The 24,456-nt window shown below is 70.8% G+C and carries 20 protein-coding genes; 8 read left to right on the top strand and 12 right to left on the bottom strand.

The window, feature by feature from the left end; all coding sequences use genetic code 11:
* Positions 1-45 precede the first annotated feature (45 nt).
* Complete coding sequence (locus ACFWWR_RS05490; protein WP_384302075.1) at positions 46-258, top strand: hypothetical protein; 213 nt, start codon at positions 46-48, stop codon at positions 256-258.
* Here ACFWWR_RS05490 and ACFWWR_RS05485 read toward each other — a convergent pair.
* Positions 248-1,264 carry an aspartate-semialdehyde dehydrogenase gene (locus ACFWWR_RS05485; RefSeq protein ID WP_383874469.1) on the bottom strand — a complete coding sequence of 339 codons (1,017 nt, stop codon included), beginning with the start codon at positions 1,262-1,264 and terminating at the stop codon, positions 248-250. The two genes, ACFWWR_RS05490 and ACFWWR_RS05485, sit on opposite strands and share 11 nt — an antisense overlap.
* A gap of 358 nt (positions 1,265-1,622) precedes the next feature.
* On the opposite strand from ACFWWR_RS05485, the gene ACFWWR_RS05480 reads away from it, so the two are divergent.
* Together ACFWWR_RS05480 and ACFWWR_RS05475 are read left to right on the top strand one after the other, a co-directional pair.
* Entirely contained in the window at positions 1,623-2,162 is a 540-nt protein-coding gene (locus ACFWWR_RS05480; protein WP_383874471.1) for a sigma-70 family RNA polymerase sigma factor, read from the top strand.
* 1 nt (position 2,163) lies between these two features.
* Complete coding sequence (locus tag ACFWWR_RS05475) at positions 2,164-2,904, top strand: hypothetical protein (RefSeq protein ID WP_383874473.1); 741 nt, start codon at positions 2,164-2,166, stop codon at positions 2,902-2,904.
* Positions 2,905-2,982: 78 nt separating this feature from the next.
* On the opposite strand, the gene ACFWWR_RS05470 is transcribed toward ACFWWR_RS05475, so the two are convergent.
* Complete coding sequence (locus ACFWWR_RS05470; protein ID WP_383874475.1) at positions 2,983-6,288, bottom strand: S8 family serine peptidase; 3,306 nt, start codon at positions 6,286-6,288, stop codon at positions 2,983-2,985.
* A gap of 262 nt (positions 6,289-6,550) precedes the next feature.
* Here ACFWWR_RS05470 and ACFWWR_RS05465 point away from each other — a divergent pair, with 262 nt between their 5' ends.
* From ACFWWR_RS05465 to ACFWWR_RS05455, 3 genes are all read left to right on the top strand, one after another.
* A complete protein-coding gene (locus ACFWWR_RS05465; RefSeq protein ID WP_383874476.1) occupies positions 6,551-7,024 on the top strand; it encodes an NUDIX hydrolase in 474 nt (157 codons plus the stop codon).
* A gap of 242 nt (positions 7,025-7,266) precedes the next feature.
* Positions 7,267-9,030, top strand: a complete 1,764-nt coding sequence (locus ACFWWR_RS05460; protein WP_383874478.1) for a TIGR03767 family metallophosphoesterase — start codon at positions 7,267-7,269, stop codon at positions 9,028-9,030.
* A gap of 123 nt (positions 9,031-9,153) precedes the next feature.
* The gene (locus tag ACFWWR_RS05455) at positions 9,154-10,299 is read left to right on the top strand and encodes a serine hydrolase domain-containing protein (RefSeq protein ID WP_383874480.1); all 1,146 of its coding nucleotides are present in this window, start codon (positions 9,154-9,156) and stop codon (positions 10,297-10,299) included.
* Between the two features lie 95 nt (positions 10,300-10,394).
* On the opposite strand, the gene ACFWWR_RS05450 is transcribed toward ACFWWR_RS05455, so the two are convergent.
* Positions 10,395-11,462, bottom strand: coding sequence for a hypothetical protein (locus ACFWWR_RS05450; protein WP_384302073.1), 1,068 nt, complete (start codon positions 11,460-11,462; stop codon positions 10,395-10,397).
* Positions 11,463-11,671: 209 nt separating this feature from the next.
* Positions 11,672-14,251 (bottom strand): aminopeptidase N, encoded by a 2,580-nt coding sequence (gene pepN / locus ACFWWR_RS05445; protein ID WP_384302071.1) that lies wholly within the window; start codon positions 14,249-14,251, stop codon positions 11,672-11,674.
* A gap of 133 nt (positions 14,252-14,384) precedes the next feature.
* On the opposite strand from pepN, the gene ACFWWR_RS05440 reads away from it, so the two are divergent.
* A complete protein-coding gene (locus ACFWWR_RS05440; RefSeq protein ID WP_383874485.1) occupies positions 14,385-15,047 on the top strand; it encodes a DsbA family protein in 663 nt (220 codons plus the stop codon).
* A gap of 13 nt (positions 15,048-15,060) precedes the next feature.
* Here ACFWWR_RS05440 and ACFWWR_RS05435 read toward each other — a convergent pair whose 3' ends face one another.
* Complete coding sequence (locus ACFWWR_RS05435; protein WP_383874486.1) at positions 15,061-15,294, bottom strand: hypothetical protein; 234 nt, start codon at positions 15,292-15,294, stop codon at positions 15,061-15,063.
* Between the two features lie 192 nt (positions 15,295-15,486).
* Here ACFWWR_RS05435 and ACFWWR_RS05430 point away from each other — a divergent pair, with 192 nt between their 5' ends.
* Positions 15,487-16,266 (top strand): SAM-dependent methyltransferase, encoded by a 780-nt coding sequence (locus tag ACFWWR_RS05430; protein ID WP_383874488.1) that lies wholly within the window; start codon positions 15,487-15,489, stop codon positions 16,264-16,266.
* 70 nt (positions 16,267-16,336) lie between these two features.
* Here the strand turns inward: ACFWWR_RS05430 and ACFWWR_RS05425 are convergent, their stop codons facing one another.
* The 7 genes from ACFWWR_RS05425 to ACFWWR_RS05395 all read right to left on the bottom strand — a co-directional run bounded on the left by ACFWWR_RS05425 (position 16,337) and on the right by ACFWWR_RS05395 (position 24,184).
* A complete protein-coding gene (locus ACFWWR_RS05425; RefSeq protein ID WP_384302069.1) occupies positions 16,337-17,716 on the bottom strand; it encodes an amino acid permease in 1,380 nt (459 codons plus the stop codon).
* 113 nt (positions 17,717-17,829) lie between these two features.
* Entirely contained in the window at positions 17,830-18,726 is an 897-nt protein-coding gene (locus ACFWWR_RS05420) for a TauD/TfdA dioxygenase family protein (protein ID WP_383874492.1), read from the bottom strand.
* A gap of 12 nt (positions 18,727-18,738) precedes the next feature.
* Positions 18,739-20,088 (bottom strand): LLM class flavin-dependent oxidoreductase, encoded by a 1,350-nt coding sequence (locus tag ACFWWR_RS05415; RefSeq protein ID WP_384302067.1) that lies wholly within the window; start codon positions 20,086-20,088, stop codon positions 18,739-18,741.
* Positions 20,085-20,825: an ABC transporter ATP-binding protein gene (locus ACFWWR_RS05410; RefSeq protein WP_383874495.1), complete on the bottom strand. Its 741-nt coding sequence runs from the start codon at positions 20,823-20,825 to the stop codon at positions 20,085-20,087. Before ACFWWR_RS05410 ends, ACFWWR_RS05415 begins: the two co-directional genes overlap by 4 nt.
* The gene (locus ACFWWR_RS05405) at positions 20,801-21,649 is read right to left on the bottom strand and encodes an ABC transporter permease (RefSeq protein ID WP_384302065.1); all 849 of its coding nucleotides are present in this window, start codon (positions 21,647-21,649) and stop codon (positions 20,801-20,803) included. Before ACFWWR_RS05405 ends, ACFWWR_RS05410 begins: the two co-directional genes overlap by 25 nt.
* A gap of 8 nt (positions 21,650-21,657) precedes the next feature.
* Positions 21,658-22,722: an ABC transporter substrate-binding protein gene (locus ACFWWR_RS05400; protein ID WP_384302063.1), complete on the bottom strand. Its 1,065-nt coding sequence runs from the start codon at positions 22,720-22,722 to the stop codon at positions 21,658-21,660.
* A 220-nt stretch (positions 22,723-22,942) separates the two neighbouring features.
* Positions 22,943-24,184, bottom strand: coding sequence for an ROK family protein (locus tag ACFWWR_RS05395; protein WP_383874500.1), 1,242 nt, complete (start codon positions 24,182-24,184; stop codon positions 22,943-22,945).
* Positions 24,185-24,456 lie beyond the last annotated feature (272 nt).

Here is a 24,456-nt window from a genome sequence, read left to right as displayed (position 1 = left end):
GGAGCGGGTGCCGAGCCGTAGGCATGAGGCAGGTCGGGCCGCGGTGTGCAGGAGCACATCGCGCACGAGGTGCAGTGCGAGCGAGTACGCGCGCTCGCTCCCGAGCGGCTGCTGCGGCCGATCGGTTCCGTGCCTCGGCAACGCACGACCGAGATCGACGCGGCGCTGCGGCGGCATCTGGCTCTCCGAGCACGCGAAGGGGCGCCCACCGGCATCGGTGGGCGCCCCTGCTTCGTACGAAGAGGCGTCAGCCCTTGAGCTCGGCCGCCACCAGCTCCGCGATCTGTACCGCGTTCAGCGCGGCACCCTTGCGGAGGTTGTCGTTGGAGACGAAGAACGCCAGGCCGTTGTCGACCGTCTCGTCCCGGCGGATGCGGCCGACGAACGACGGGTCCTGGCCGGCCGCCTGGAGGGGGGTCGGGACCTCGGTGACCGCGACGCCGGGGGCGCCGCCCAGGAGCTCCTTGGCGCGCTCCACGGTGAGGGGGCGGGCGAAGCGGGCGTTGACCTGGAGGGAGTGGCCCGTGAAGACGGGGACGCGGACGCAGGTGCCGGAGACCTTGAGCTCGGGGATCTCCAGGATCTTGCGGGACTCGTGGCGGAGCTTCTGCTCCTCGTCGGTCTCGTTCAGGCCGTCGTCGACGATGGAGCCCGCCAGCGGGAGAACGTTGTACGCGATCGGGGCGACGTACTTGTTCGGCGCGGGGAACTCGGCCGCCGAGCCGTCGTGCGTCAGCTTCGGCGCGTCCTCGCCGACCTTCTTGACCTGCTCGAACAGCTCGTCCACGCCGGCCAGGCCGGAACCGGAGACCGCCTGGTAGGTGGCGACGACCAGCGCTTCGAGGCCCGCCTCGGCGTGCAGCGGCTTCAGGACCGGCATCGCGGCCATCGTCGTGCAGTTCGGGTTGGCGATGATGCCCTTGGGGCGGTTGGCGATCGCGTGCGGGTTCACCTCGGACACCACGAGCGGTACGTCCGGGTCGCGACGCCACGCGGAGGAGTTGTCGATCACTACCGCGCCCTGCGAGGCGACCTTCTCGGCCAGCGCCTTGGAGGTCGAGCCGCCCGCGGAGAACAGCACGATGTCCAGCCCGGTGAAGTCGGCGGTCGTCGCGTCCTCCACCGTCACGCCGTCCAGGACCGTCCCCGCGGAACGGGCCGAGGCGAACAGGCGCAGCTCGGTCACGGGGAAGTTCCGCTCCGTGAGGATCCTGCGCATGACCGTGCCGACCTGACCGGTGGCTCCGACGATTCCGACCCTCACGACGACTCCTTCTGCGTGCTCTCTGCGTGACGTACATGTGCCTGCTGCATGGCTGAGGTGTTTCCATCATGCGGTCAGTCCCGGTCCGCGTGTCCACTTCTTTGAGCGGCGTGCCCGAGGAATGGGACGCGTCGGGTCTGGGGTCCGGCCGCGGTTCTCCACGCCCGACCCCGCTGAGCTGCAGAAATTCGTCCGGCAGCGTCCCCGCACCGCAAGCTGTGCTGCCCCACCCCTGCCCGCCGTGCCCCGCAGCACGCGAAGGTGTGACGTACGCCTCTGCGGTACGCCGCGAAAAGGGGTCGAACGTTTCGGCCCCCGGCGGCGTCATAGAGGAAACGCGGCGAGAAGAGGGGGCGCTGTGCTGCGCAGAAAGGGCCGCCGTGGTCAGGGGGACGGCACGCACGACGTGCTGGACGACCCGCTGGACCCTGCTCAGGAACGCCGGGTGCGGGCGGTGCTCGCGCTCGGCGGTGTACCGCAGGCGGACCTGCCGGACGGGGTGCAGCAGGTCCGCCTGCGGTTGCTGGAACGCGCGGCGCGGGGGGACGAGGCGCCGCGTGACCTGTCCGCGTGGGCGGCGGTCGTCGCCTCCAACCTGGCCATGGACTGGCACCGGGCCAAGCGCCGCCAGGAACGCGTCGGGGAACGCCTGGCCTCCCTGCGCCAGGCCGACCAGACCTCCGGCGAGGACACCAGCCTGCTCTCCCTCGCCGTCGCCCAGGGACTGGACGAGCTGCCCGACGCCCAGCGTCAGGTCCTCGTCCTGCGGTTCTACGCCGACCTCCCGGTGCGCGGGATCGCCGAGGAGCTCGGCATCCCCGAGGGCACGGTGAAGAGCCGGCTGCACACGGCGGTACGGGCCCTGCGCGCCCGCCTGCACGAGGACGAGGTGGTGTGACGTGACCGCCGAACACGACGGACGGGCCGGCATGGACGCTCTGATGGCCGCCCTGACCGACGAGCCGCTGTCCGACGCCGCCCGCGCGGATGCCGCCTTCATGGCCGAACACCGTTCCGCCGAGGCCGATCTCGCACTGCTGCGCGAGCAGTTGGGCATCATCGGACGGACACTCGCCGACCCCCCCACGCCCACCGAGGCTCCCGTGCCCGTTCCCGTACGGCGGTCCCGCCCCCGGCGCCGTACGACGCTCAACCTCGCTTTCGGCGGCCTCGCGGTGGCGTGCGCCGCGGCTCTGCTGTCGGGCATGGCGTGGCTGCTGGCGCAGGCCGGGGGCGGCATGGACGCCGGGGCGAGCAGTGACAGCGCGGCCTCCAAGGAGGATTCCGACGCCGGCTCCGTCTTCGGCGGCCCGCACTACTTCGCCTGCTCCCGCCTGATCGCCGAGGGCAGGGCCACGAGCGTGGAGCGGCTCCCCGGTACCGAGTCCTTCCGCGTCACCATCGACGTGACGCGCTACTACAAGCCGGAGAAGCCGGGCGCGGACGACAAGAAGGAGCTCACCTACGTGATCGACGGGAACGTCGTCCCCGGTCTCCGCGAGGGCGACCAGGTGCTCTTCGCCGTCCCGAACGGCGAGCGCCAACCCGAGTACTGGCTCGTCGGCGAGAAGCAGATCGCCCGCGACCGGGCCCGGCTCACCGTCTCGGCGGCCGAGTCGCGCGGGCTGCCCTGCGCATGACGAAGGGCGGGCGCCCGCCGGTACTCCGACGAACGCCCGCCCTGACAGCCGAGACGACTACGGCGTGAGCCGCACCGACTACGGCGTCACCTTCTCGATCTTCACGCTGCCGGCGCCCGCGACCGTGCCGCGCGCGTTGACCAGCTGGACCTGTCCGAAGAACTCACGGCCCTCCGGGGCGGCCGCGGCGGCGGTGACGCTGCCGGAGACCGTGGTGGAGTCGCCCGTGCCGAGCTTCACCGGCGTCGAGCCGTCGACGCTGACACTGCCGAGGGCGGCGGAGAAGAACACGTCCTGGTAGTCGTACGCGGTGGTGCCGGCCGGGATCGCGTAGCCGATGACCTCGATGGTGTAGGTGCCGGCGGCCGGGTCGGCCACGGACACGGACTCCTCCGAGTCACCGTCGGCCGAGCTGCCCGCCTCCTTGCCCGCCGCGTCGTACACGACGAGGTCGAGGTCGGCGGCGGCGTCGGAGACGTTGCCGATGGCGACGTCAAGGGACTTGGCGCCCGCGGGCACCGTGACCGTGGTGGTGTGCGTCTCGCCCTCGGCGATCGTCGGGCGGGCCGACTTGGCCGATCCGAGCGGACCGCCGGCCAGCTTGCCGTCGACGGCGGCGAGGTTGTTCGTCACCTTCCAGGAGGCGACGGCCGGGGTGCCGACCTTGGCCTCGGGCACGGTCACGGTCTCCGGGTCGAAGACCGCGCCGAGGACGGCGACGTCCAGCTTGTACGGGTTGTCGAGCAGCGGCGACGTACGGCGCGACTCGACCTCGATCTCCCAGACACCCGCCACCGGGTCGGCGTACGAACGCACGTCGGGCCTGCAGCCGTTGCCGTCGAGGTAGTTGTTGTAGCAGTTCGGGGTGCTGGTGGTGTCGACCGGGACGCCGTACGGGTGGATGGCGATGAACCGGGTCTGGCTCTTGTCCTTCAGCCCGCCGATCGCGACCTCCAGCGACTTGGCGCCCGCGGGCACGGTCACGAAGTAGGACCGGGTGCTGTTGCGCTGGACCGTGTTCGACGCCGAGTAGGTGTGCGCGAGCGGCGCGGAGACCACGACCGTCGTCATGACCAGCTTGTCGGTGCCCTCGGTCTTCGGGTCGTCGACCTCGAGGATCGCGCTCTTGAGACCCGCGGAGCCCGGCGCGGCCTGGACCTTGACGGTCACCGGCTGGTTGAGCGGCAGCTTCACCTCGTCGGAGCCGACGATCTTGAAGGTGCCGGCCGTGTTGTTCTCGAAGTGCAGCTCGTGGCGGATCGCCTTGTCGGCGCCGGACGTACGGGTGATCGTGACGTCGTACGTCTTCTTCTGGCCGGCCTTGAGGCCGCCCTCACGGTCGTACAGACCCGAGCCGAAGCCCGGGGTCTTCAGGAACTGGTCGATCGCGGTGTCGACCGGGGCCTTGACCGTGTAGTCGTGCGCGGTGGCGCCGTCGAGGATCGAGTCCCAGGCGTCCGGGATGTTGATGAGTCCTGCCCCCTCCTCGTACGCCTGCACCCCACTGATGTGGTCGGCGGTCGAGGTGAGCGCGGTGCGCAGGGTGGCGGGGGTGAGGGCGATCTTCTTCGCCTTGGCGGCGCTCAGCAGCAGCGCGGACGCGCCCGCGGCCTGCGGGGACGCCATCGAGGTGCCCTGGAGCATGCCGTAGCCGGCCGGCAGGGCGTAGCCCGCCTCGGCGATCGGGGCGCCCGGCAGCCAGGTCTGGATGGTGTTGACGGCGGCACCCGGGGCGACCAGGGTCGGCGTGAAGCCGCCTTCCTCACGCGGACCGCGCGAGGAGAACGGCATCATGGCGTACTTCTTCTCCACGACCGAGCCGTAGTTGGCGGCCCAGGTCTTCTTGGAGATGGACGCGCCGACCGAGATGACCTTGTCGGCCAGGCCGGGGTCGCCGATCGTGTTGGCGCCGGGGCCGGAGTTGCCGGCCGAGATCACCAGCTGGACGCCGTAGGTGTCGATGAGGCGCGTGTACAGCTCGGCGCGCGCGTTGTTGCCGTCGTTGAGCGCCGGCAGGCCGCCGATCGACATGTTGACGATGTCGACGCCGCGGTTGACGACCAGGTCGATCATGCCCTCGGTGAGCGCGACGTTCGTGCAGCTCGGGCCGAACAGGCAGGCACGGGACGAGACGATCTTCGCGCCCGGCGCGGCACCGTTCATCTCGCCGCCGAACAGGCCGTTCGCGGCGGTGATACCGGCCACGTGGGTGCCGTGCTCGCTGGAGATCATGCCCATGTTGACGTAGTCGGCCTTGGCGCCGGAGGCGTTGTAGACGACGTCCTTGCGGATCTCGACGACGAACGGGATGCGCTCGGCGACCTCGGTCGCCGGGTTGTCCGTGCCGAAGTAGCCGATCTGGTAGCCGTCCTTGTACGGCTTCATCGGCTGCTCGTCGGCGAAGTCGTGGTCGTCGTCGAGGTCGACGCGGACCGTGCCGGCCGCGGCGTCGTACAGCACGCCCCAGGCGTCGGTGGTGTCGCCGTCGCGGTTGACGTCGCCCAGCTGGTCGCCGCCCGCGGTCACGGACTCGTAGAAGTAGTTGAACTTGTACGAGCCGGCCGGCGCGGTGAACGCCTCGGCGGCACCGCCGGCGGGGGTCGCGGAGAACGCCGGGCCGGCCACCGGGGCGAGCATCCGGCGCCACGAGCCGTCGCCGTCGGCGACCGGGTCGGTCGACGTCACCCAGTCGACGATCTTCCGCTCACCGGTGGTGGTCTTCTGCAGTGCAGGGTGGGAGAGGTCCACACCCGAGTCGAGGACGCCGATGGTGACACCCCGGCCGTCCGCCTTCGGGTGGTCGTCCACGAAGTCGACGGCGCCCGTCTCGAAGGACGGGTTGTACGGGTTCTCGGCGGGGGTGTTCTTGTTCGGCGCCGAGTAGGCGGCCGAGCCCTTGCCCGCGGCGCCCTTGGCGGTGTCCGCGCTCGGGGTCGGGTCGTCCAGCGGGATGTCCTGCCGCAGGTCGATGCCGTGCACCGAGGACAGCTTGGCGGCGGCGGCGATGGCCGCGTCCGCCTTGCCGGTGGGGACCGTCGCGCGGACGTAGCCGAGCTTGTCGAAGGTCCGGCCGACCAGGCCGCCCTGGACCGAGTCGAGCTGCTCGGCGACCTTCTCGGTCTGCCCGGGCGCGGTCGCGACCATCATCGTGACGGTCTTGTCGCCGTCGGCCTTGGCCTCGGCGAGGAGGTCGGCGTCGTCGGAGCCGAGCTTGTCGTGCGCGGACTTCACGCCCGGGTCGGCCGCGACGGGAGCCTCGGCGTCGGCGAGGGCCATGGGTATCGGCCCCGCCGCGGAGAGCGCGGCCACCAGACCGGCGGCCACGGCTATCCGGGCCACGCGTCTCGCGCCGGATATCGGTTCGAGCTGGGGGGTGAGGGTCATCGGCATCCCTTGTAGGTAAAGGAACGAGCGGGTGGCGACCGGGACGGATCGGTCCTGGTCGCGATCGTCCGGAATGCGATCCCGGACGATCGCACAGCTTTACGCATGGGAAGGATGTTTAGGGAGAGTTGACCGAATCGATATGGGCGCATGGGGAAAACCCCCGATGTCATTTGGGGAGATGGGCGATGAATGGGGGCAAGTCCCCCAAGGGGTGTACTTCTGGGGGTAAGTGCTTGTCGTCCCTGGGTAACGTCCCTCGATGCGAAGGAAGTTGAGGGTGGCGGCCTACGCCATATGTGTCCGTGACGGACAACTCCTGCTCTCCCGCTCCCCGGCACCGGACGGCGGCCCGCCCGAGTGGGTCCTGCCCGGCGGCGGCATGGAACACGGCGAGGACCCCCACGACACCGTCCTGCGGGAGGTGACCGAGGAGACCGGATACCGCATCGAGGTCACCGGCCTGCTCGGCGTGGACTCGTCCCGCCGGGTCCTCCCCGGCCGCTTCGGCCGGAGCGTCGACCACCACGGCGTCCGGCTCCTCTACGGGGCCCGGATCACCGGCGGTGAACTCCGCTACGAGATCGGCGGCTCCACCGACATGGCGGCCTGGCACGACCTGGACGCCGTACCGGGCCTGAACCGGGTGCGGCTGGTCGACATCGGAGTCGCATGGTGGCTGGAGCGGCAGGAGAGGGTGACCGGACAGATCGCCACGGGCAGCCCCGAGGAATAGGTTCACTACCCCGCGAGATGAACGCTGAGTGACCCGCTCCCGGCCGCCCGGGAGCGGGTCATGGACGCGCAGGGTAGTCCAAGATCCACGTACGGTGATCGGCGTTGCGCGTTGCGGCCTCGTTCACGCGCAGGTCATCCCCAGTGCCAACGATCCGGAGTGAGCGGGAAGTTCGCGTCAGCGCCTGGCAGCGATCACCCGCGACCACTGCCGACGCAGTTCGCACTCGGGGAGATCGCGCCATGTCGCGCACACGCTCTGTCGCCAGCTCCACGCTGGGGGTCAACCGCCGTACCGTCCTCGCCGCCACCGCGGCCGCGACCGTTTCCGCGGGCGTCGGCTACGCCCTGCGGCCCACCGACAGCCGGGCCGCCACCAACGCCGCCGGCACCGCCGCCGAAGGGGCGCCCATCGCCCAGTCCCGCAGGGCACCCGCGGCGCCCCTCGCGCCGTACACCCGCGGCACCACGCTCGCCTCCGTCGCCGCCCCGCGGACGAGCTCCGGCTACCGGCGCCTCGGCGACGGGCCCGGCTGGAAGCGGCGGCTGCGGACCGAGCTCGCCGCGCCGAAGTCCGGCCGGGCCGGGCGCCGGACCACCCTCGCCGCGTTCGTGCAGCTCACCGACCTGCACCTGATCGACGCCCAGCACCCCATGCGCCTCGAGTACCTGCGCTCCGCGGACGTCCACGCCTGGCGGCCGCACGAGGCGCTGACCGTGCACGGCGCGGTCTCGCTCGTGGAGCGGGTCAACGCGCTGCGGGGCGCCCCCGTCACCGGCGCCCCGCTGCACTTCGCGATGACGACCGGCGACAACACGGACAACAATGCGAGGACCGAGCTGGAGTGGTTCCTGACCGTCATGAGCGGCGGCCGGATCACCCCGAACTCCGGTGACCCGCGCCGCTACGAGGGCGTCCAGAACAGCGGCCTCAAGCAGTACTGGCAGCCCGACACGAGCGTGCGCGACACCGACAAGCAGCTCGGCTTCCCCCAGCTGGAGGGCTTCCTGGCCGCCGCCGTACGGGAGTTGAACAGCCCCGGCCTCAACCTGCCCTGGTACTCCACCGTCGGCAACCACGACTCCCTGCCGCTCGGCTGCTACGGACACGGCGACTCCTGGCTCGCCGAGTACGCCATCGGCGGCAAGAAGCTGATGAGCCTGTCCGTGTCCGAGGCGAAGAAGCTCCAGGACGCCATCAAGAACGCCAAGGACCCCAAGGGGACCGCGTTCCGCGACTTCCTCAAGGCGCACACCCGTGACATGCGCTCGGTCACGCCGGACGAGAAGCGCGCCCCCTACACGGCCACCGACTACCTCAAGGCCCACCTCGACCCGGCCTACCGCGGAGTCGGCCCGGTCGGCCACGGCTACTCCTCCGCCAACGTCGACGCGGGCACCCAGTACTACAGCTTCCGCATCGCCGACGACGTCATCGGCATCAGCCTCGACACCACCGACGCGGGCGGCCACTACAACGGCTCCATCGGGACGGCCCAGCTGAAGTGGCTGGACAAGACACTGCGCGACAACAAGGACGCGTACGCGGTCGTCTTCAGCCACCACACCAGCACGTCGATGACCAACACCCGCCCCGACCCGGCCCGTCCCGGCGAGCGGCGGCACACCGGCCAGGAGGTCGTCGCCCTCCTCGGCAGTCACGCCAACGTCCTCGCGTGGGTGAACGGGCACATCCACCGCAACGACATCACCCCGCACTCCGCCCCCGACGGCCGCTCCTTCTGGGAGATCTCCACCGCCTCCCACGTCGACTACCCCCAGCTGGCCCGCGTCATCGAGCTGGTGGACAACAAGGACGGCACCCTCTCCCTCTTCACCACCTGCATCGAGTCCACCGCCCCCCACCGCACCGACTTCACCGACCTCTCCCAGACCGGCCTGGCCGCCCTCTACCGCGAGCTCTCCTACAACGCGCCGGGCGCCCGGACGGACCTGGCCGGGGAGTCGAAGGACCGGAACACGGAGCTGGTGCTGAACAAGGGCTGAAACCGGCTCAACCGCCCAGGCCGGCCTCAACCTCGGCGTATCCCGCCGGGTCTGTCCCCCCGACACCGCTCGACGAAGCGACGAAGCGACGGCGAGCGGAACGACGACAACGGGGAGAGAGACATGATCGTTCGGACGACCCTGGTGGCGGCGACGGCAGTGGCCCTCACGGCAGCCCTGGCAGCCCCCGCGATCGCCGCGGCACCCGCCGGCACCGGTGGTCGGCACGACGCGACCCGCGAGGCGATCGAGGCCGCGGTGACCGACGGCGTGCCCGGCGTGACGGCCACGGCGAAGGACGTGCACGGAACCTGGTCGGCGACCGCGGGCGTGGGCAACCTCAAGACGCAGAAGCCGCGTTCCCCGCACGACCACTACCGGGTGGGCAGCATCACCAAGACCTTCGTCGCCACGGTGCTGCTCCAACTGGAGGCGGAGGGAGAGCTGTCGCTGGACGACAAGGTGGACACGTGGCTGCCGGGCCTGGTCCACGGCAACGGCCACGACGGCCGCCAGATCACGATCCGCCAGCTCCTCAACCACACCAGCGGCATCTTCAACTACACGGACGACGAAGAGCTGATCCGGACGTACTTCCTCAAGGACGGCTTCTTCAAGCACCGCTACGACCAGAAGGCGCCCGAGGACTTGGTCGCGCTCGCCATGGCCCACAAGCCGAACTTCGCGCCGGGCACGTCCTGGAGCTACTCCAACACCAACTACACCCTGGCCGCGCTGGTGATCGAGAGCGTCACCGGCCGCCCGTACGGGGCGGAGGTCCGCGAGCGCATCACCGAGCCCTTGCGCCTGCGCGCCACCTCGGTGCCCGGCACGCGTCCCACCCTCCCGCAGCCCAGCAGCCGCGCCTACGGCAAGCTGGCCGAGACGACGACCGGCCCGACGTACGACGTCACCGAACTGAACCCCTCCCTGGCCTACGGCTCCGGCGACATGATCTCCGACTCGACCGACCTGAACCGCTTCTACGCGGCCCTGCTGCGCGGCCGCCTGCTCCCCGCCGAGCAGCTGAAGGCCATGAAGACCACGGTGCGGGCAGAGGGCATCCCGAACGCCCGCTACGGCCTCGGCCTCATCGACCGCGAGCTCAGCTGCGGCGTCCACGTCTGGGGCCACGGCGGCGGCATCCACGGCTCGTCGTCGGAGGCGACGACCACCGCGAACGGCCGCCACGCCCTCGCCTTCAACTTCAACGGGGACTGGTCGGGGGACAGCGATGCGGTGGTGGAGGCGGAGTACTGCGGCAAGTAGCCGCAGGTGACCGTCGGCAACACCTGAGGAGGGGCCGCCGGGTGCAGCCCCGTCGGCCCCTCCTCTCCCCTCCTGGTGTTGCCCCCGGCCGGTCGCTACCGCGGCAGCACCACGACATACGCGGCCGGGTCGCGGTCGCCGGATGCCATCAGGGCGGTGCGGACCACCGCGGCCTGCTGCTCCCTGGCGTCGCGCAGCTTCCTCGGGGTGATGTGGACGACCGTGATGCCGAGCCGTTCCAGGTGCTCACGCTTGCGGGCGTATTCGGACCAGAGGGCGTCGTCGTCCTGGCGATGGCCCTGGCGGGGGGCGCGGGTGTCCAGTTCCACCGCCACCGCCTGCTCGGGCCAGTACGCGTCCAGGCCGCCGAGGTGAGGGCCGCCGGGCAGACGCAGGTCCACGTTCCAGACCGGGTCGGGAAGGCCGTACTCCCGCACCATCCTGTACAGGCGGTCCTCCGCGATCGCCTGGCCCTCCGCGAGGAGGGAGTCCACGGCGTCCACCACGTGCGGGCGGCTCAGCAGCTTGGCGTTGTTCAACTCCCGTACCACCGAAGCCGGTTCGCAGTGGCCACCGCGCACCGCCTCGGTCAGCAGCCGGCATACGGCGTCCGCGTCCGTCAGTTCGGTCACCGCGTCGGCGAGGGCGCGCGGGACCGGCGCGACCGGCAGACCGGTGACCTGTTCCGGGGCGGGCAGGGAAGCCGTACGGACGATGCGGGCGCAGCCCGTCGAGCGCAGTCGGCGCAGGCGCGGGACGAGGACGTCGATGCGGTCCAGGGCCGTCAGCGGCGGCGTGGCGGAGAAGCCGTGCAGCGTCAGCGCCGCCAGGCCGGTGATCATCGCGTCCGGGTACACCTGCCGGTGCGGTTCCGCCGCCCCCGGCTGGGCCGGGACGCCCACCACTCGTTCCTTCGCCGCGTACATCAGCACCGCGTGCAGCCGCTCCTCGCTGGTCGGCGGGCCGGGGTGGAGCAGGAAGACGCCGGGGAGCGGTTGCTGCCAGGGACCGCCGGGGCGGCACTGCTCGGTCGCCTCGCCCGGTGTGACGCCGTGCGAGCGGAGCTGAGCTGCCGTCAGGACGCGGCGGTGCACCTCGGAGAGATGGCGCAGCGGGCGGGGGGAGAGCGGCGGGACCGGCGGCAGCGGGGTGTTGTGGTTCATGGCGTGCAGATTCCCGCGATCCGCCGGGCTCTTAACCGCTGTTACACGCTCGTCGACAAATCCGGACAAGGCAGAACTAAAGGACGGATGTTCGGATGCCGAGCAGACAGGGAAAACCCCTGGTCCATTCGGGTGGGACCAGGGGTTACGGCTCCTCTTGCCCGAATTCCGTAACGGTCACGGAATGCCCCGTCGCGGGCCGGAGATCGTCAGCCCGCCGCTTTCGCGTCGCACGCCTGTCCGCGCAGCCCCCGCGCCAGGTCGTCCCGCGCCTCCAGCACCAGCCTTCGCAGCGCCGGTGCCGCGTCCTCGTGGGCCGCCAGCCACGCGTCCGTCGCGTCCAGGGTCTGCCGCGAGTGCTGGAGGGCCGGGAACAGACCCTCGACCACGTGCATGGCGATCTGGATGGAGCGCTCCGACCACACCCGCTCGATCGCCGCGAAGTACTTCTCGGCGTACGGCGCGAGCAGCTCCCGCTGGGACGGCTGGGCGAAGCCCGCGATGGTCGCCTCGACCAGGGCGTTCGAGAGGGCGTCGGACTCCACGAGCTGCGCCCACGCCTGCGCCTTGACCGCCGCCGACGGTCGGGCGGCGAGGCAGCGGACCTGGTGGCGCTTGCCGGACGCCGTGTTGTCGCGGACCAGTTCGGCGGCCAGCACCCTCTCGTCCGCGAACCCGTGCGCGGCCAGCGGCTGCAGGAACGCCCAGCGCAGCTCCTGGTCGACCTCCAGCCCGTCGATCCGGGCCGTGCCGTCGAGCAGGCCGCGCAGCAGCCCCATGTCGTCCGCGCCGGACGCCACCGTCGCGAAGAACCGCGCCCACGCCAGCTGGTGCTGGCTGCCCGCCTCCGCGGACCGCAGTTCCCGCAGCGCGCCCTCCGCGAGCAGCCGGCCGCCCGTCTCCCGCCAGTTCGGCGCCACGTAGTTGACCAGCGCCGAGTTGGCCCACGCGTGCAGCATCTGCAGGACGCCGATGCCGGACTCGCGGCCCGCGAAGCGCAGCACCAGCTCCACGAAGTCCCGCGCCGGCAGCAGCGCGTCCCGCGTCATGTTCCACAGCGCCGACCAGCACAGGGCCCGGGCGAGCGGATCGGTGATGTCCCCCAGGTGACCCTTCAGGGTCTCCAGCGAGGTCTCGTCGAAGCGGATCTTGCAGTACGTCAGGTCGTCGTCGTTGACCAGGACCAGGTCGGGTGCCTCGGAACCGGCCAGGTCCGTCACGACCGTGCGCGGGCCCTCGACGTCCACTTCGGCGCGGGCGTACCGCTCCGGCGCCCCGGACGCGGAACGCCGGTACAGGCCCACCGCCACCCGGTGCGGGCGCAGCTCGGGGTGCGACTCCGCCGCCTCCTGCAGCACCGCCAGCTCGTCCACCCGGCCGTCCGGGGCCAGCAGCACCTGCGGGGTCAGCGAGTTGACCCCGGCCGTCTGCAGCCACGCCCGCGACCACGCGCCCATGTCCCGGCCGCTGGTCTCCGCCAGGACCGACAGCAGGTCCACGAGGCGCGTGTTGCCGTACGCGTGCCGCTTGAAGTAGCGCCGTGCGCCTTCGAGGAACGCGTCCTGCCCGACGTACGCCACCAGCTGCTTCAGCACCGACGCGCCCTTGGCGTACGTGATGCCGTCGAAGTTCAGCTTGGCGTCCTGGAGGTCACGGATGTCGGCCGTGACGGGGTGGGTGGAGGGAAGCTGGTCGGCGCGGTAGGCCCAGGCCTTGCGGCGGTTGGCGAAGGTGATCCAGCCGTCCTTGAAGCGGGTCGCGCCGACCAGGGCGAAGGCGCCCATGAAGTCGGCGAAGGACTCCTTGAGCCACAGGTCGTCCCACCACTCCATGGTGACGAGGTCGCCGAACCACATGTGCGCCATCTCGTGCAGGATGACGTTCGCCCGGCCCTCGTAGGACGTCTGCGTGACCTTGCCGCGGAAGATGAACTCCTCGCGGAAGGTCACCAGACCCGGGTTCTCCATCGCGCCGAGGTTGTACTCGGGGACGAACGCCTGGTCGTACTTCCCGAAGGGGTACGGGTAGTCGAAGTGGTCGTGGAAGAAGTCCAGGCCCTGTTTGGTGACGAGGAAGACGTCGTCGGCGTCGAAGTAGGGGGCCAGGCCCTTGCGGCACATGGCGCCGAGGGGGATCTCCAGGCTCGTGCCGTCGTCCAGGACCCGGGAGTACGCGTCCGTGACGTAGTGGTAGGGGCCCGCCACCACGCACGTGATGTACGTCGAGATCGGCTTGGTCTCCGCGAACCGCCAGACGCCGTCGGTGAGTTCGCCGACGCCGTTGCTCCAGACCGTCCACTCCTCGGGTGCCCGGACCTCGAAGCGGAACGGCGCCTTGAGGTCCGGCTGCTCGAAGTTCGCGAAGACGCGGCGGGAGTCGGCCGGCTCGTACTGGGTGTAGAGGTAGACCTCGCCGTCCTCCGGGTCGACGAAGCGGTGCAGGCCCTCACCGGTCCGGGAGTACGCGCACTGCGCGTCGACGACCAGCTCGTTCTCGGCGGCCAGGTCCTCCAGGGCGATCCGGGAGCCGTCGAAGACCTCGCCCGGGTCGAGGTCCTTGCCGTTGAGGGAGACGGCGGTCACGCTCGGCGCGATCAGGTCCGCGAAGCTCGACGCGCCGGGCTCGCCGCAACGGAAGCGGATCGTGGTCACGGACCGGAAGGTCCGCGGTCCGTCCACGGTCTCGTCGCCGACGGCGGAGCGGACGTCGAGGGAGACGTCGTAGCCGTCCACGGAGAGCAGGGCGGCCCGTTCCCGGGCCTCGTCGCGGGACAGATTCTCACCGGGCAAGGCGGCACTCCCTCGAGTGGTGTTCAGTATGCGGACAGCCTGATCCTGCCATGGGACGCGGCGCCGGGCAGCAGGGAATGGGCGAGGACGGGTCACTGTTGCAGCTCGGAAAGACCCCTTGTAGAGGAGACCCATGTCCGAGACCGCGAGCACCTCCGGCAAGACCCCCGTCGACTTCTGGTTCGACCCGCTGTGCCCCTGGGCCTGGATGACCTCCCGCTGGGTCCTGGAGGTGGAGAAGGTCCGCGACATCGAGGTGCGGTGGCACATCATGAGCCTCGCGGTGCTGAACGAGGACAGGATCGACGAACTCCCCGAGGAGTACCGGGAGATGCTCGCGACCAAGGCGTGGAAGCCGGTGCGGGTGGCGACCGCCGCCTGGCAGAAGCACGGCGCCGACGTCCTCGGCCCCCTCTACACCGCCCTCGGCACCCGCTTCCACAACCAGGGCGAGGGCCCGACCGAAGAGGCGATCGCGGCCGCCCTGGCGGACGTGGGCCTGCCCGCCGACCTGATCGAGTACGCCGACCAGAAGGACTTCGAGTTCGACGCCGAGCTGCGCGCCTCCCACAAGGAGGGCATCGACAAGGTCGGTCAGGAGGTCGGCACCCCGGTGATCGCCGTCCCCGGTCCCGACGGCGAGCAGATCGCCTTCTTCGGCCCGGTCGTGACCCCGGCGCCCAAGGGCGAGGAGGCCGCCAGGCTGTGGGACGGGACGCTCGCCGTGGCCTCGATCCCCGGTTTCTACGAGATCAAGCGCACCCGCACCAAGGGCCCGGACTTCAGCAACCTGTAAGCCCTCTCGGAACTCACTCCGGCTCGGGCATCTTCTCCGGCGGGTGGAGCGGCTTGGCGTTCCACCGGTGGCGGATGTTGCGGCAGTCCCGTTCGTCGCTGACGCAGATCCAGTAGTCCTCCACGTACGTGCGGGGCTTCAGCTGCTTCAGCGTGCGGATGACCTGCCGCTCCCGGTCGTCCTGCGGCTGCCGGTGCGGCTGGTAGGTGCCGCAGGTGTGGCAGGGGAGCATCTTCTCTTTGGGCATTCCGCCAGGATCGCCCGGAACCTTGCATTTCGACAGCCTCGTGAGCCGCGTGTTCACGGGGCTCGCCGTTCTCTCCGCCGATCGGCATCCAGGTGCCCCCGACCGTCGTGGCCCATGAAACCCGACGGTTTTCCCGCACTTCTCTCACTCAAAGTGCCGTGCGAACAGGACGTGCCGTAGCACCATGGGCACATGACGGAGATTGACACGTCGGTGCCGCATTCGGCCCGGATCTGGAACTACTGGCTCGGCGGCAAGGACAACTACCCGGTGGACGAGATGGCGGGTGACGCCTACACCGCCGTCTTCCCCGGCATCGTCACCATCGCCCGCAGCAGCCGTGCCTTTCTCGGCCGCAGCATCCGGTACCTGGTGCAGGAGGCGGGCGTACGCCAATTCCTCGACGTCGGCACCGGTCTGCCCACCGTCGACAACACCCACGAGGTCGCCCAGCGCCTCGCCCCAGAGTCGAAGATCGTCTACGTCGACAACGACCCGTTGGTCCTCGCCCACGCCCGCGCCCTGCTCACGTCCACGCCCGAGGGCGCGACGGCGTACGAGGACATCAGCCTCTTCGAGCCGGAGCAGATCCTGCGCGCCGCCGCGAAGACCCTCGACCCGGACCGGCCCACCGCGCTGATCCTCAGCGGCATCCTCGGCCATGTCGCCGACTACGACGGGGCGCGCACCATCGTCCGCCGCCTCATGGAGGGCCTCCCCTCCGGCAGCCACCTCTCCGTCAACGACGGCTCCCGGGGCACCGACCCCGTCTACGAGCAGGCCCAGGACGCCTACAACGAGACCGGCGCGGTCCCCTACTTCCTGCGCCCCGTCGACCAGATCGCCGCCTTCTTCGACGGCCTGGAACTGGTCGACCCGGGCGTGGTGTCGGTGCCCCTCTGGCGCCCCGAGCCCGGCACGGACCGGCCGCAGCCGATCGGCCAGCACGGGGGGCTGGGGCGCAAGCCCTGAGCACCGCCCGCCGACGAGGAAGAAGCCCCCACGTGTCCCACGTGAGGGCCTTCCGCCGGAGGAGGGGGCGTCAGCTCTTGGCGCGCGTCTTCTGCCACGCGTAACCGACGGCTGCCAGGAACGCCGTCATCCCGCCGGTCGAGTACAACTGCACCCGCGTGTCCGGCTCCCGTGCCATCAGGACGAAGATCGTCGCCATGCCGGCCAGCGCCACCCAGGTCAGCACGGGGAACGCCCACATCCGTACCGCGAGCTTCTCCGGCGTCTCCCGTTCCAGGCGGCTGCGGAGCCGGAGCTGCGAGACCGCGATGAAGATCCAGACGACGAGGATGACCGCGCCGATCATGTTGAGGAGCCACGGGAAGACGTCGTCGGGGCGCCAGTGGCTCAGGAGCACGCAGACGAAGCCGAAGACGCAGGACGCGAGGACCGCGACGCGGGGCACCCCGCCCGAGACCCGGCCGAGCATCCTGGGTCCCTGGCCGCGCTCGACCAGGGAGTAGGCGATGCGCGAGGAGCCGTAGATGTTGGCGTTCATCGCGGACAGGAGGGCCACGAGGACGACCACGTTCATCAGTTGGCCGGCGCCGGGGATGCCGAGCTCGTCGAGCGTGGCCACGTACGGGCCCTTCTCCACGACCGCCTTCGCGTCCCAGGGGACGAGGGTGACGATGACCGCCATCGAGCCGACGTAGAAGAGCGCGATGCGCCACATCGCCGTACGGACCGCGCTCGCCACACCGCGGACCGGGTCCTGCGACTCGGCCGCCGCGATGGTGACGGTCTCCAGACCGCCGTACGCGAAGACGGACGCGAGCAGGCCGATGACCAGGCCCTCGCCGCCGTTCGGGAGGAAGTCGCTCAGGTGGGACGTGCCCGGCGCGTCCGTGTCCGGGAGGACGCCCGCGATCGCCAGGACACCGAGGACCAGGAACAGGGTGATCGCGCCGACCTTCAGGGCCGCGAACCAGAACTCGAACTCGCCGAAGTTCTTCACCGCGGCGAGGTTCGCGCCGCAGAAGAGCAGCATGAACAGCGCCACCCAGGCCCACTCCGGCGTGCCCGGCAGCCAGCCCGTCACGATCTTCGCCGCGCCGATGCCCTCCAGGCCCACGGCCGTGCAGAGCAGGACCCAGAAGGACCAGCCGGCGGCGAAGCCGGCCCAGGGGCCGATCGCGCGCTCGGCGTGCGCGGAGAAGGAACCGGAGGACGGGTAGGCGGCCGACATCTCGCCGAGCATCCGCATGACCAGCATCACGAGGACGCCGGAGAGGGCGTACGCGATGACGATCGACGGGCCGGCGGCGGCGATTCCGGCGCCGGAGCCGACGAACAGGCCGGCGCCGATGACCCCGCCGAGGGCGATCATCGACAGGTGGCGCTGCTTGAGGCCGTGGGACAGGGAGGCGTCCTCCGCCGTGGGGGGCGTCTGCGTGGTGGTGCGGGGCATGGGCGCGGCTCGTCCAATGCGTGAGATGGGCAAAACGCCCAACAGTCTGAGCGGCCTCTCCGGTCGGGAGGAGGGACCGCCCAGCATGCGGACGTCCGCGCCACGCAGCGTGGTTACGCCGCCACGGAGGTGTAGTGCGAGGCGTCCCCCTCGATCACGTAGCTCTCCTTGCCCTCCACGCCCACCGGCACGTCACCGGCGACGGTCACCCGGTGCAGGCGCCGGGGCAGGCCGTCGTAGTTGTCGATGGCGTAGTGCTGGGTGATGCGGTTGTCGAAGAGGACGAGCTGGTTCTCCGACCAGCGGTGGCGCAGGACGTTCTCCGGGCGGGTGACGTACGCCTGGAGCAGGTCGAGGATCTTGCGGGACTCGCCGACCGACAGGCCCACCAGACGCTGCGCGAACCCGCCGATGAACAGGCCGCGTTCCCCGGTCAGCGGATGGACACGGACGACCGGGTGGGCCGTGCGGTACTTGATCGACGTGAACTGTGCGCGCGCGGCGGCCTGCGCCTCGTCGACGGTCTCCTCCGGCACCGCGTAGTCGTAGTCGTTGGTGTGCTCCGCCCACAGGGTGTCGGCCAGCAGCCGCAGCGGCTGCGGCAGATCGCGGTAGGCGGCGGCCGAGTTCGCGATCAGGGTCTCGCCGCCGTACGGCGGGATCGTGATGCTGCGCAGTGTGCTCGCCTGCGGCGGGTTGAGGACGAAGGTGACGTCCGTGTGCCAGTTGTTGGCCGCGCGGCCCCGCTCGCTGTCGACGGGCAGGACGTTCGGTACGCCCTCGACGGACGGCACGGTCGGGTGGGCGGTGGTGATGTCCCCGAAGTGCCGGACGAAGGCCTGCTGGCCCGCGTCGTCGAGGTTCACGTCGTCGAAGACCAGGGCCTTGTGGATGTTCAGCGCGTCGCGGAGCGCGACGACCGTCTCCTCGGCGAGGGGCCCCGCGAGGTCGACGCCGGAGACGCGGGCGCCGATGTTCGCCGTGACCTTGCGGATCTCGAAGTCGGACATGTGCGGGTCCTTTCAGACGAGGGCGGTTTCCTGAACAGTGCTGAGGTACTGGTTGGCGGGGCGCGGGAGGCCGTATCGCTCCCGCAGGGTCCGGCGCGGCCCGTATTCCGTGCGGAGCAGGCCGCGGGTGCGCAGGATCGGGACGACGTGGTCGACGAAGGTGTCGAGGCCGGAGGGCAGGACCGCGGGCATGATGTTGAAGCCGTCGGCGGCGCCGTGCGTGAACCACGTCTCGATGGCGTCGGCGACCTGCTCGGGCGTGCCCGCGAAGGTGAGGTGCCCGCGGCCGCCGCCGAGCCGCCCGACCAGCTGCCGCACGGTGAGGCGTTCGCGCCGGCCGAGCTCGACGATGAGGGTGTAGCGGCTCTTGGCGCCCTCGATGGCGCTTTCCGGCGGCAGGTCGGCGGGGAGCTGTGCGTCCAACTCCAGCGTCCCCGGCTCCAGTTGCAGCAGGCTCTCCAGCCGGGCCACTCCGTGCGTGTACACGATGTGCTCTTCGAGGAGCTGCTCCTTGGCACGGGCCTCCGCCTCCGTCGACCCGATCACCGGGACGATGCCGGGCAGCACCTTGATGTGGCCGGGGTCGCGGCCGGCGGCGGCCGTACGGGACTTGAGGTCGGCGTAGAAGGCCTGCGCGTCCTCGATGGTCTGCTGGGCGGTGAACACGGCCTCCGCGTACCGCGCCGCGAAGCGTTTGCCGTCCTCGCTCGACCCCGCCTGCACGAGCAGCGGGTAGCCCTGCGGGGTGCGCGGCACGTTGAGGGCACCCTCGACGCTGAAGTACGTCCCCTGGTGCCGGGGCGGATGGATCTTCGTGTCGTCGCCCCAGACACCGGCCGCCTTGTCGGCGGTGATCGCGTCGTCCTCCCAGCTGTCCCAGAGCTTCAGCGCCACGTCGAGGAACTCGGCGGCGCGGGCGTACCGCTCCGCGTGGGCGGGCTCGGCGGGGAGACCGAAGTTGCGGGCGGCCTCGGCACCGGCCGTGGTGACGATGTTCCAGCCCGCCCGGCCGCCGCTGACGATGTCGAGCGAGGCGAACCTGCGGGCCAGGTTGTAGGGGGAGTTGTAGGAGGTGGAGGCGGTGGCGATCAGGCCGATGTGCTCGGTGGCCGTCGCCAGCGCGGTCAGCAGGGTGAGCGGCTCCAGTGCGCCGGCGGGCCGCTGTTCCACGCTTCCCCACAGCTGCGGTCCGTCGGCGAGGAACAGCGAGTCGAAGGTGCCGCGTTCGGCGATCCGGGCGAGGTGGACGTAGTGGGCGAGGTCCACGTGCGCGTACGGGTCGCTCTCCGGCAGCCGCCACGACGCCTCGTGGTGGCCGGTGTTCATCAGGAACGCGTTCAGGTGGAGCTGTCTGGTGGTCACTGGTGGTCCTCCGTCACGCCGAGCGCGGCCAGCAGCCGCTCCCGGTACTCGCCGAGCAGCGGATCGCGGTACGAGCGCGGATGCGGGCGGTCGATGGTCAGGTCGAGGCCGATACGGCCCTGGTCGAGGACGAGGACCCGGTCGGCGAGCACGATCGCCTCGTCCACATCGTGGGTGACGAGCAGCACGGAGGGCCGGTGGCGTTCCCACAGCTCCCTCAGCAGGACGTGCATCCGGATCCGGGTGAGCGCGTCCAGGGCGCCGAATGGCTCGTCGGCCAGCAGGAGTTCCGGCTCGCGGACCAGGGAGCGGGCCAGGGCGGCGCGCTGGGCCTCGCCACCGGACAGCTCGTTCGGCCAGGCCCGTTCGCGGCCCTTCAGGCCCACCTCGGCGAGGGCCTCGCGGCCCTTGCGGTCCGCCTCCTTGCCGTCGAGGCCGAGCAGGACGTTGTCGAGGACGCGCTGCCAGGGCAGCAGCCGGGAGTCCTGGAAGACGACCGACACCCGTTCCGGCGCGGTCAGCCGGCCACTGCCCACGACCTCGTGGTCGAGGCCGGCGACCGCCCGCAGCAGGGTGCTCTTGCCGGAGCCGCTGTGCCCGAGCAGGGCGGTGAACTGTCCGGCGGGGAGGTCGAGGTCGATGCCGTCGAGGACCGTACGCCCGTCGAAGGACCGGGTGAGCCCCCTGAGCTGTACGGCCGGGCGGGTGGTCGTCAGCTGCTCAGCGTGCGGCGCCATGACAGCACCCTCCGTTCGATCAGACGGACCGCGCTGTCGGAGATCAGGCCGAAGATGCCGTAGACGACCAGGCCGACGAGGATGACGTCCGTCTGGCCGTAGTTCTGGGCCTGGAACATCATGTAGCCGAGTCCGCTGGTGGCGTTGATCTGCTCCAGCACGACCAGACCCAGCCAGGAGCCGGTCACCCCGAGCCGCAGCCCGACGAAGAAGCCGGGCAGGGCGCCGGGGATGACGATCCGCCGGATGAAGGCGTACCGCGACAGGCCCTGCACCTCGGCGAGTTCGACGTACCGGTGGTCGATGCCGGACAGCGCGGAGTGCGTGTTCAGGTAGATCGGGATGTAGACGACGATCGCGATGATCGCCACCTTGAAGGTCTCGCCGATGCCCAGCCAGAGGATGAACAGCGGGATCAGGCCGAGCGTCGGGATCGCCCGGTTGAGCTGCACGGACCCGTCGATCAGGGCCTCGCCGGTCCGGCTGAGCCCGGCGGCCAGGGCAAGGGCGATGCCCGCGGTCAGGCCGATCGCGAAGCCCGATCCGGCGCGTTGCAGCGAGGTCAGGATGTCGTTGGGCAGTGTGCCGTCGGTCCACAGGTGGACGCCCGTCTCCAGCACCGTCCAGGGCGCCGGGATCGCACCCGGGTCGAGCTGTCCGGCGGCGGAGGCGGCGGCCCACAGGGCGAGGATGAGGGCGGGGCCGAGGAGGCGGGTGGCCGGCAGCCGTCGGCCGGGGGAGAGGCGGCGGCGCCTGCGGACCTGGGGACTGTCCTCGGCAGCGGTGAGGGGCGCGGTCGCGGTCGCGGTGGTGGTCGTGGTCACGGTGGCGCTCACCTCCGGTACTCCGCCGGTACGGACTTCGCCGCGATGGCCTCGAACCGCCGGTCGAAGAGCGAGGCGACCTTGAACCCCTTCACGAAGCCGCCCTCCGCCAGCAGATCGGCGGTCTCCTGCTCCCACTTCACGGCCTCGTCCCAACTGGGCGGGAACAGCGGCTTGTTGGCGAGCTCGGTGATCGACCGTGCCTGCGCGAGGCTCAGGTTCTGCGTCTTGACGTAGAACTCCTCGTTCCAGACGTCCGGGTGCTCGTACTGCCACACCTGGCCCTTCGCCCAGTACGGGATGTACGCGGCGACCGCGGCGGCCTTCGCGGAGTCGGACAGCACGGAGGTCGGCGCCCACAGCAGGTTGAGCAGGTCCACGACGTCCGTCGTGATGGCGCGGGCGCCCTTGGACTCGTACTGCTGGAGATAGGCGGGCGCCTGCTGGTTGGCGAGCGGCGCGATGTCGACCTGGCCGGACTGCAGTGCCGTGAGGAACTGGTTGCTGGTCAGCGGCACGAGCTGCACGTCGTCGTACGCCAGCCCGGCCTTCTTCAACGCCCGCAGGAGTACGACGCCTTGGGCCTGTCCCTGCGAGAAGGCGAGCTTCTTTCCCTTGAAGCCCTCGACCGAGCGGATGTCGCTGCCGGGCTTGGTGGCGAAGAGGTAGTTCGGCTTTCGGGTGATGTTGATCGCGACGATTTTCGCGTCGTAGCCCTGGAACTGCGCCTGGATCGGCGGAATTCCCGCATTGTTCGCGACGTCCAGGGATCCGGAGCGGAAGGCGTTGATGACATCGGGTCCGGCGCCGATGTTCGCCCAACTGCTCACCTTGAACGGAAGGTCGCCGAAATCGGCGAGCTTGAACTGGAGTTGCTGGACGTTCTGGTACGAGGCGATCTTCAGGCTGGTGCCGGCGGGGACCGTCTTCGCCAGCGGCTCGGAGACGGAAGCCTTCGAGGCCGCGGCGCTGCCGCTCGCGCAGCCGCTGAGGCCGGCGGCAGCGGCGGAGACGCCGAGCAGAGAGGTGAGAAAGAGCCGTCGGTCGATTCCGGGCAGGGGTGGGGAAGGCATGGGAGGTCTCCGTAAGCCGAGAGGTGAAGCGAGAAGCGAGAGGGAATGCGCGCGATTCCGGGCAAGGGAATTCCCGAGGCCCGACAGGGGAATGCACGCAGGAAGAGAGGAGGGCGCGCGCTTCAAGCGCGGCAACGCGTCAGCAACAGAGGGTGCGACAGCTCATGATGAGGATGTTCCTTCCCTCGGACCGGCCCTGTCAACATTCCGCGTTTCTGAATTAATTCCGCTCTGGTGAGGCGCCCAGCGGATCCCGGTAGAGCACGTCCAGAGCCACGGATCCACCCGCCACGGCCAGCACGGAATCCCCGAAACTCGTCGGCGCCACGGCCGCCGCCCGCTCCGCCCCGACCTCGTCGCGCAGCGCGGAAAGGCAGTCCGCGCGACGCAGGACGCCGATCTCGGTGACGACGACGGTCTCCGGATTGAGCACGTCGAGCAGCAGCCCGACCGCCCGCCCGACCCGACGCGCCCGGTCCACCAGGAGCCGTACGGCGGTCGGGTCGCCGTCGTCCGCCGCGGCGACCACGCGCATCGGGTTCACGCCGTCGGTGACACCGGCCTCACGCGCCCGCCGGCACAGCGTGCGCTCGCTCAACTCGGCCTGCAGGCAGCCGGTGCGCCCGCACTCGCAGACCTCCGTGCCGCCCGGCACCGGCAGATGCGCGATGGCGCCCGCCTGGCTGCGCGGCCCGTGGTGCACCTCGTCGTGGGTGGCGAACGCCGCGTCGACCACGTTGCCGACGAACAGGTGCAGCACGCTTCCGCTGCCGCGCGCCCGCCCGAACAACCGCTCCGCGTTGACCAAGGCCCGCGCATGCCCGTCCACGTGGACCGGCAGCCCGGTGTGTGCGCCGACGACATCCCGCACCGGCACATCCCGCCAGCCCAGCAGCGGATGCGCGACCACGGTCCCGGAGTCCCGGTCCACCCAGCCGCCGGCCGCCACACCGACACCCAGCGCTCGGCAGCCCGGAACGCCGGCCAGCAGCGCCCGCAGCCCGTCGGCGGCCCGCGCCAGTACCTGCGCGGGCTCGACAGCCCCGGCCGTGTGCTTCAACTGCCGCTCGGCCACCACCCGGCCGCGCAGATCCAGCAGCGCGACCGTGGTGTAGGGCACGGCCACATGGACCGAGCCCACGACGAACCGGGAGTCGTCCAGGTCGACGGGCACATGGGGGCGGCCCACACCCTTGGACTGCCGGGGCACGGCGGCCTCACGGATCAGACCGAGCCGCGCGAACCGGGCGCAGTAGTCGGTCACCGACGCCGGAGACAGCCCGGTCAGCCGGGCGATGGTGCTGCGTGCGACCGGCCCGTGCTCCAGCACGGAGCGCAGCACGACGCTGGCACTGGTCCGGCGCCGGTCGGGATCGGCGGCACGCGGGAACGAAGGGACCGGAGACGTGGACGGGGGAGAAGAAGAGGGGGCGGGAGGGTGTGCGGCCGCGGTGCGGGGCATGGGGATCATCCTCGGGAACAGGTCCGACAGTGCGCCGACTCATGGGTCGAGGCGCACCGGATCCGCTCCGTCCGCCCCGGCCTACCGGCGGCGACAGACGGCCGTGCCCACGCGTCGCAGGTCGACGTGGCGACGCGACGAGAAGTTCCGGGCCTGAGCAACCATGCGCCCGAAGCTAGCAAACCGGTGCCGCGCTGCCCAGACGGCGACCGACGGGCGAGACGGCGGGTGTCCACGCCGTGCCTCTCATTGGCGGGACCCGACAGATCCCG

The sequence above is a fragment of the Streptomyces sp. NPDC058678 genome, from assembly GCF_042714835.1.
In the GTDB taxonomy this organism is placed as follows: Bacteria; Actinomycetota; Actinomycetes; order Streptomycetales; family Streptomycetaceae; genus Streptomyces.
Note: the sequence above shows the minus strand (reverse complement) of the source record. Positions and strands in the feature narration are given on the sequence as shown.

What these genes read in the sequence shown, in the direction of transcription:
- ACFWWR_RS05470 (WP_383874475.1), bottom strand. Translation starts at nt 6,288, where the DNA reads ATGACCCTCACCCCCCAGCTCGAACCGATATCCGGCGCGAGACGCGTG.
- ACFWWR_RS05465 (WP_383874476.1), top strand. Translation starts at nt 6,551, where the DNA reads ATGCGAAGGAAGTTGAGGGTGGCGGCCTACGCCATATGTGTCCGTGAC.
- ACFWWR_RS05460 (WP_383874478.1), top strand. Translation starts at nt 7,267, where the DNA reads ATGTCGCGCACACGCTCTGTCGCCAGCTCCACGCTGGGGGTCAACCGC.
- ACFWWR_RS05455 (WP_383874480.1), top strand. Translation starts at nt 9,154, where the DNA reads ATGATCGTTCGGACGACCCTGGTGGCGGCGACGGCAGTGGCCCTCACG.
- ACFWWR_RS05450 (WP_384302073.1), bottom strand. Translation starts at nt 11,462, where the DNA reads ATGAACCACAACACCCCGCTGCCGCCGGTCCCGCCGCTCTCCCCCCGC.
- ACFWWR_RS05440 (WP_383874485.1), top strand. Translation starts at nt 14,385, where the DNA reads ATGTCCGAGACCGCGAGCACCTCCGGCAAGACCCCCGTCGACTTCTGG.
- ACFWWR_RS05435 (WP_383874486.1), bottom strand. Translation starts at nt 15,294, where the DNA reads ATGCCCAAAGAGAAGATGCTCCCCTGCCACACCTGCGGCACCTACCAG.
- ACFWWR_RS05430 (WP_383874488.1), top strand. Translation starts at nt 15,487, where the DNA reads ATGACGGAGATTGACACGTCGGTGCCGCATTCGGCCCGGATCTGGAAC.
- ACFWWR_RS05425 (WP_384302069.1), bottom strand. Translation starts at nt 17,716, where the DNA reads ATGCCCCGCACCACCACGCAGACGCCCCCCACGGCGGAGGACGCCTCC.
- ACFWWR_RS05420 (WP_383874492.1), bottom strand. Translation starts at nt 18,726, where the DNA reads ATGTCCGACTTCGAGATCCGCAAGGTCACGGCGAACATCGGCGCCCGC.
- ACFWWR_RS05410 (WP_383874495.1), bottom strand. Translation starts at nt 20,825, where the DNA reads ATGGCGCCGCACGCTGAGCAGCTGACGACCACCCGCCCGGCCGTACAG.
- ACFWWR_RS05400 (WP_384302063.1), bottom strand. Translation starts at nt 22,722, where the DNA reads ATGCCTTCCCCACCCCTGCCCGGAATCGACCGACGGCTCTTTCTCACC.
- ACFWWR_RS05395 (WP_383874500.1), bottom strand. Translation starts at nt 24,184, where the DNA reads ATGCCCCGCACCGCGGCCGCACACCCTCCCGCCCCCTCTTCTTCTCCC.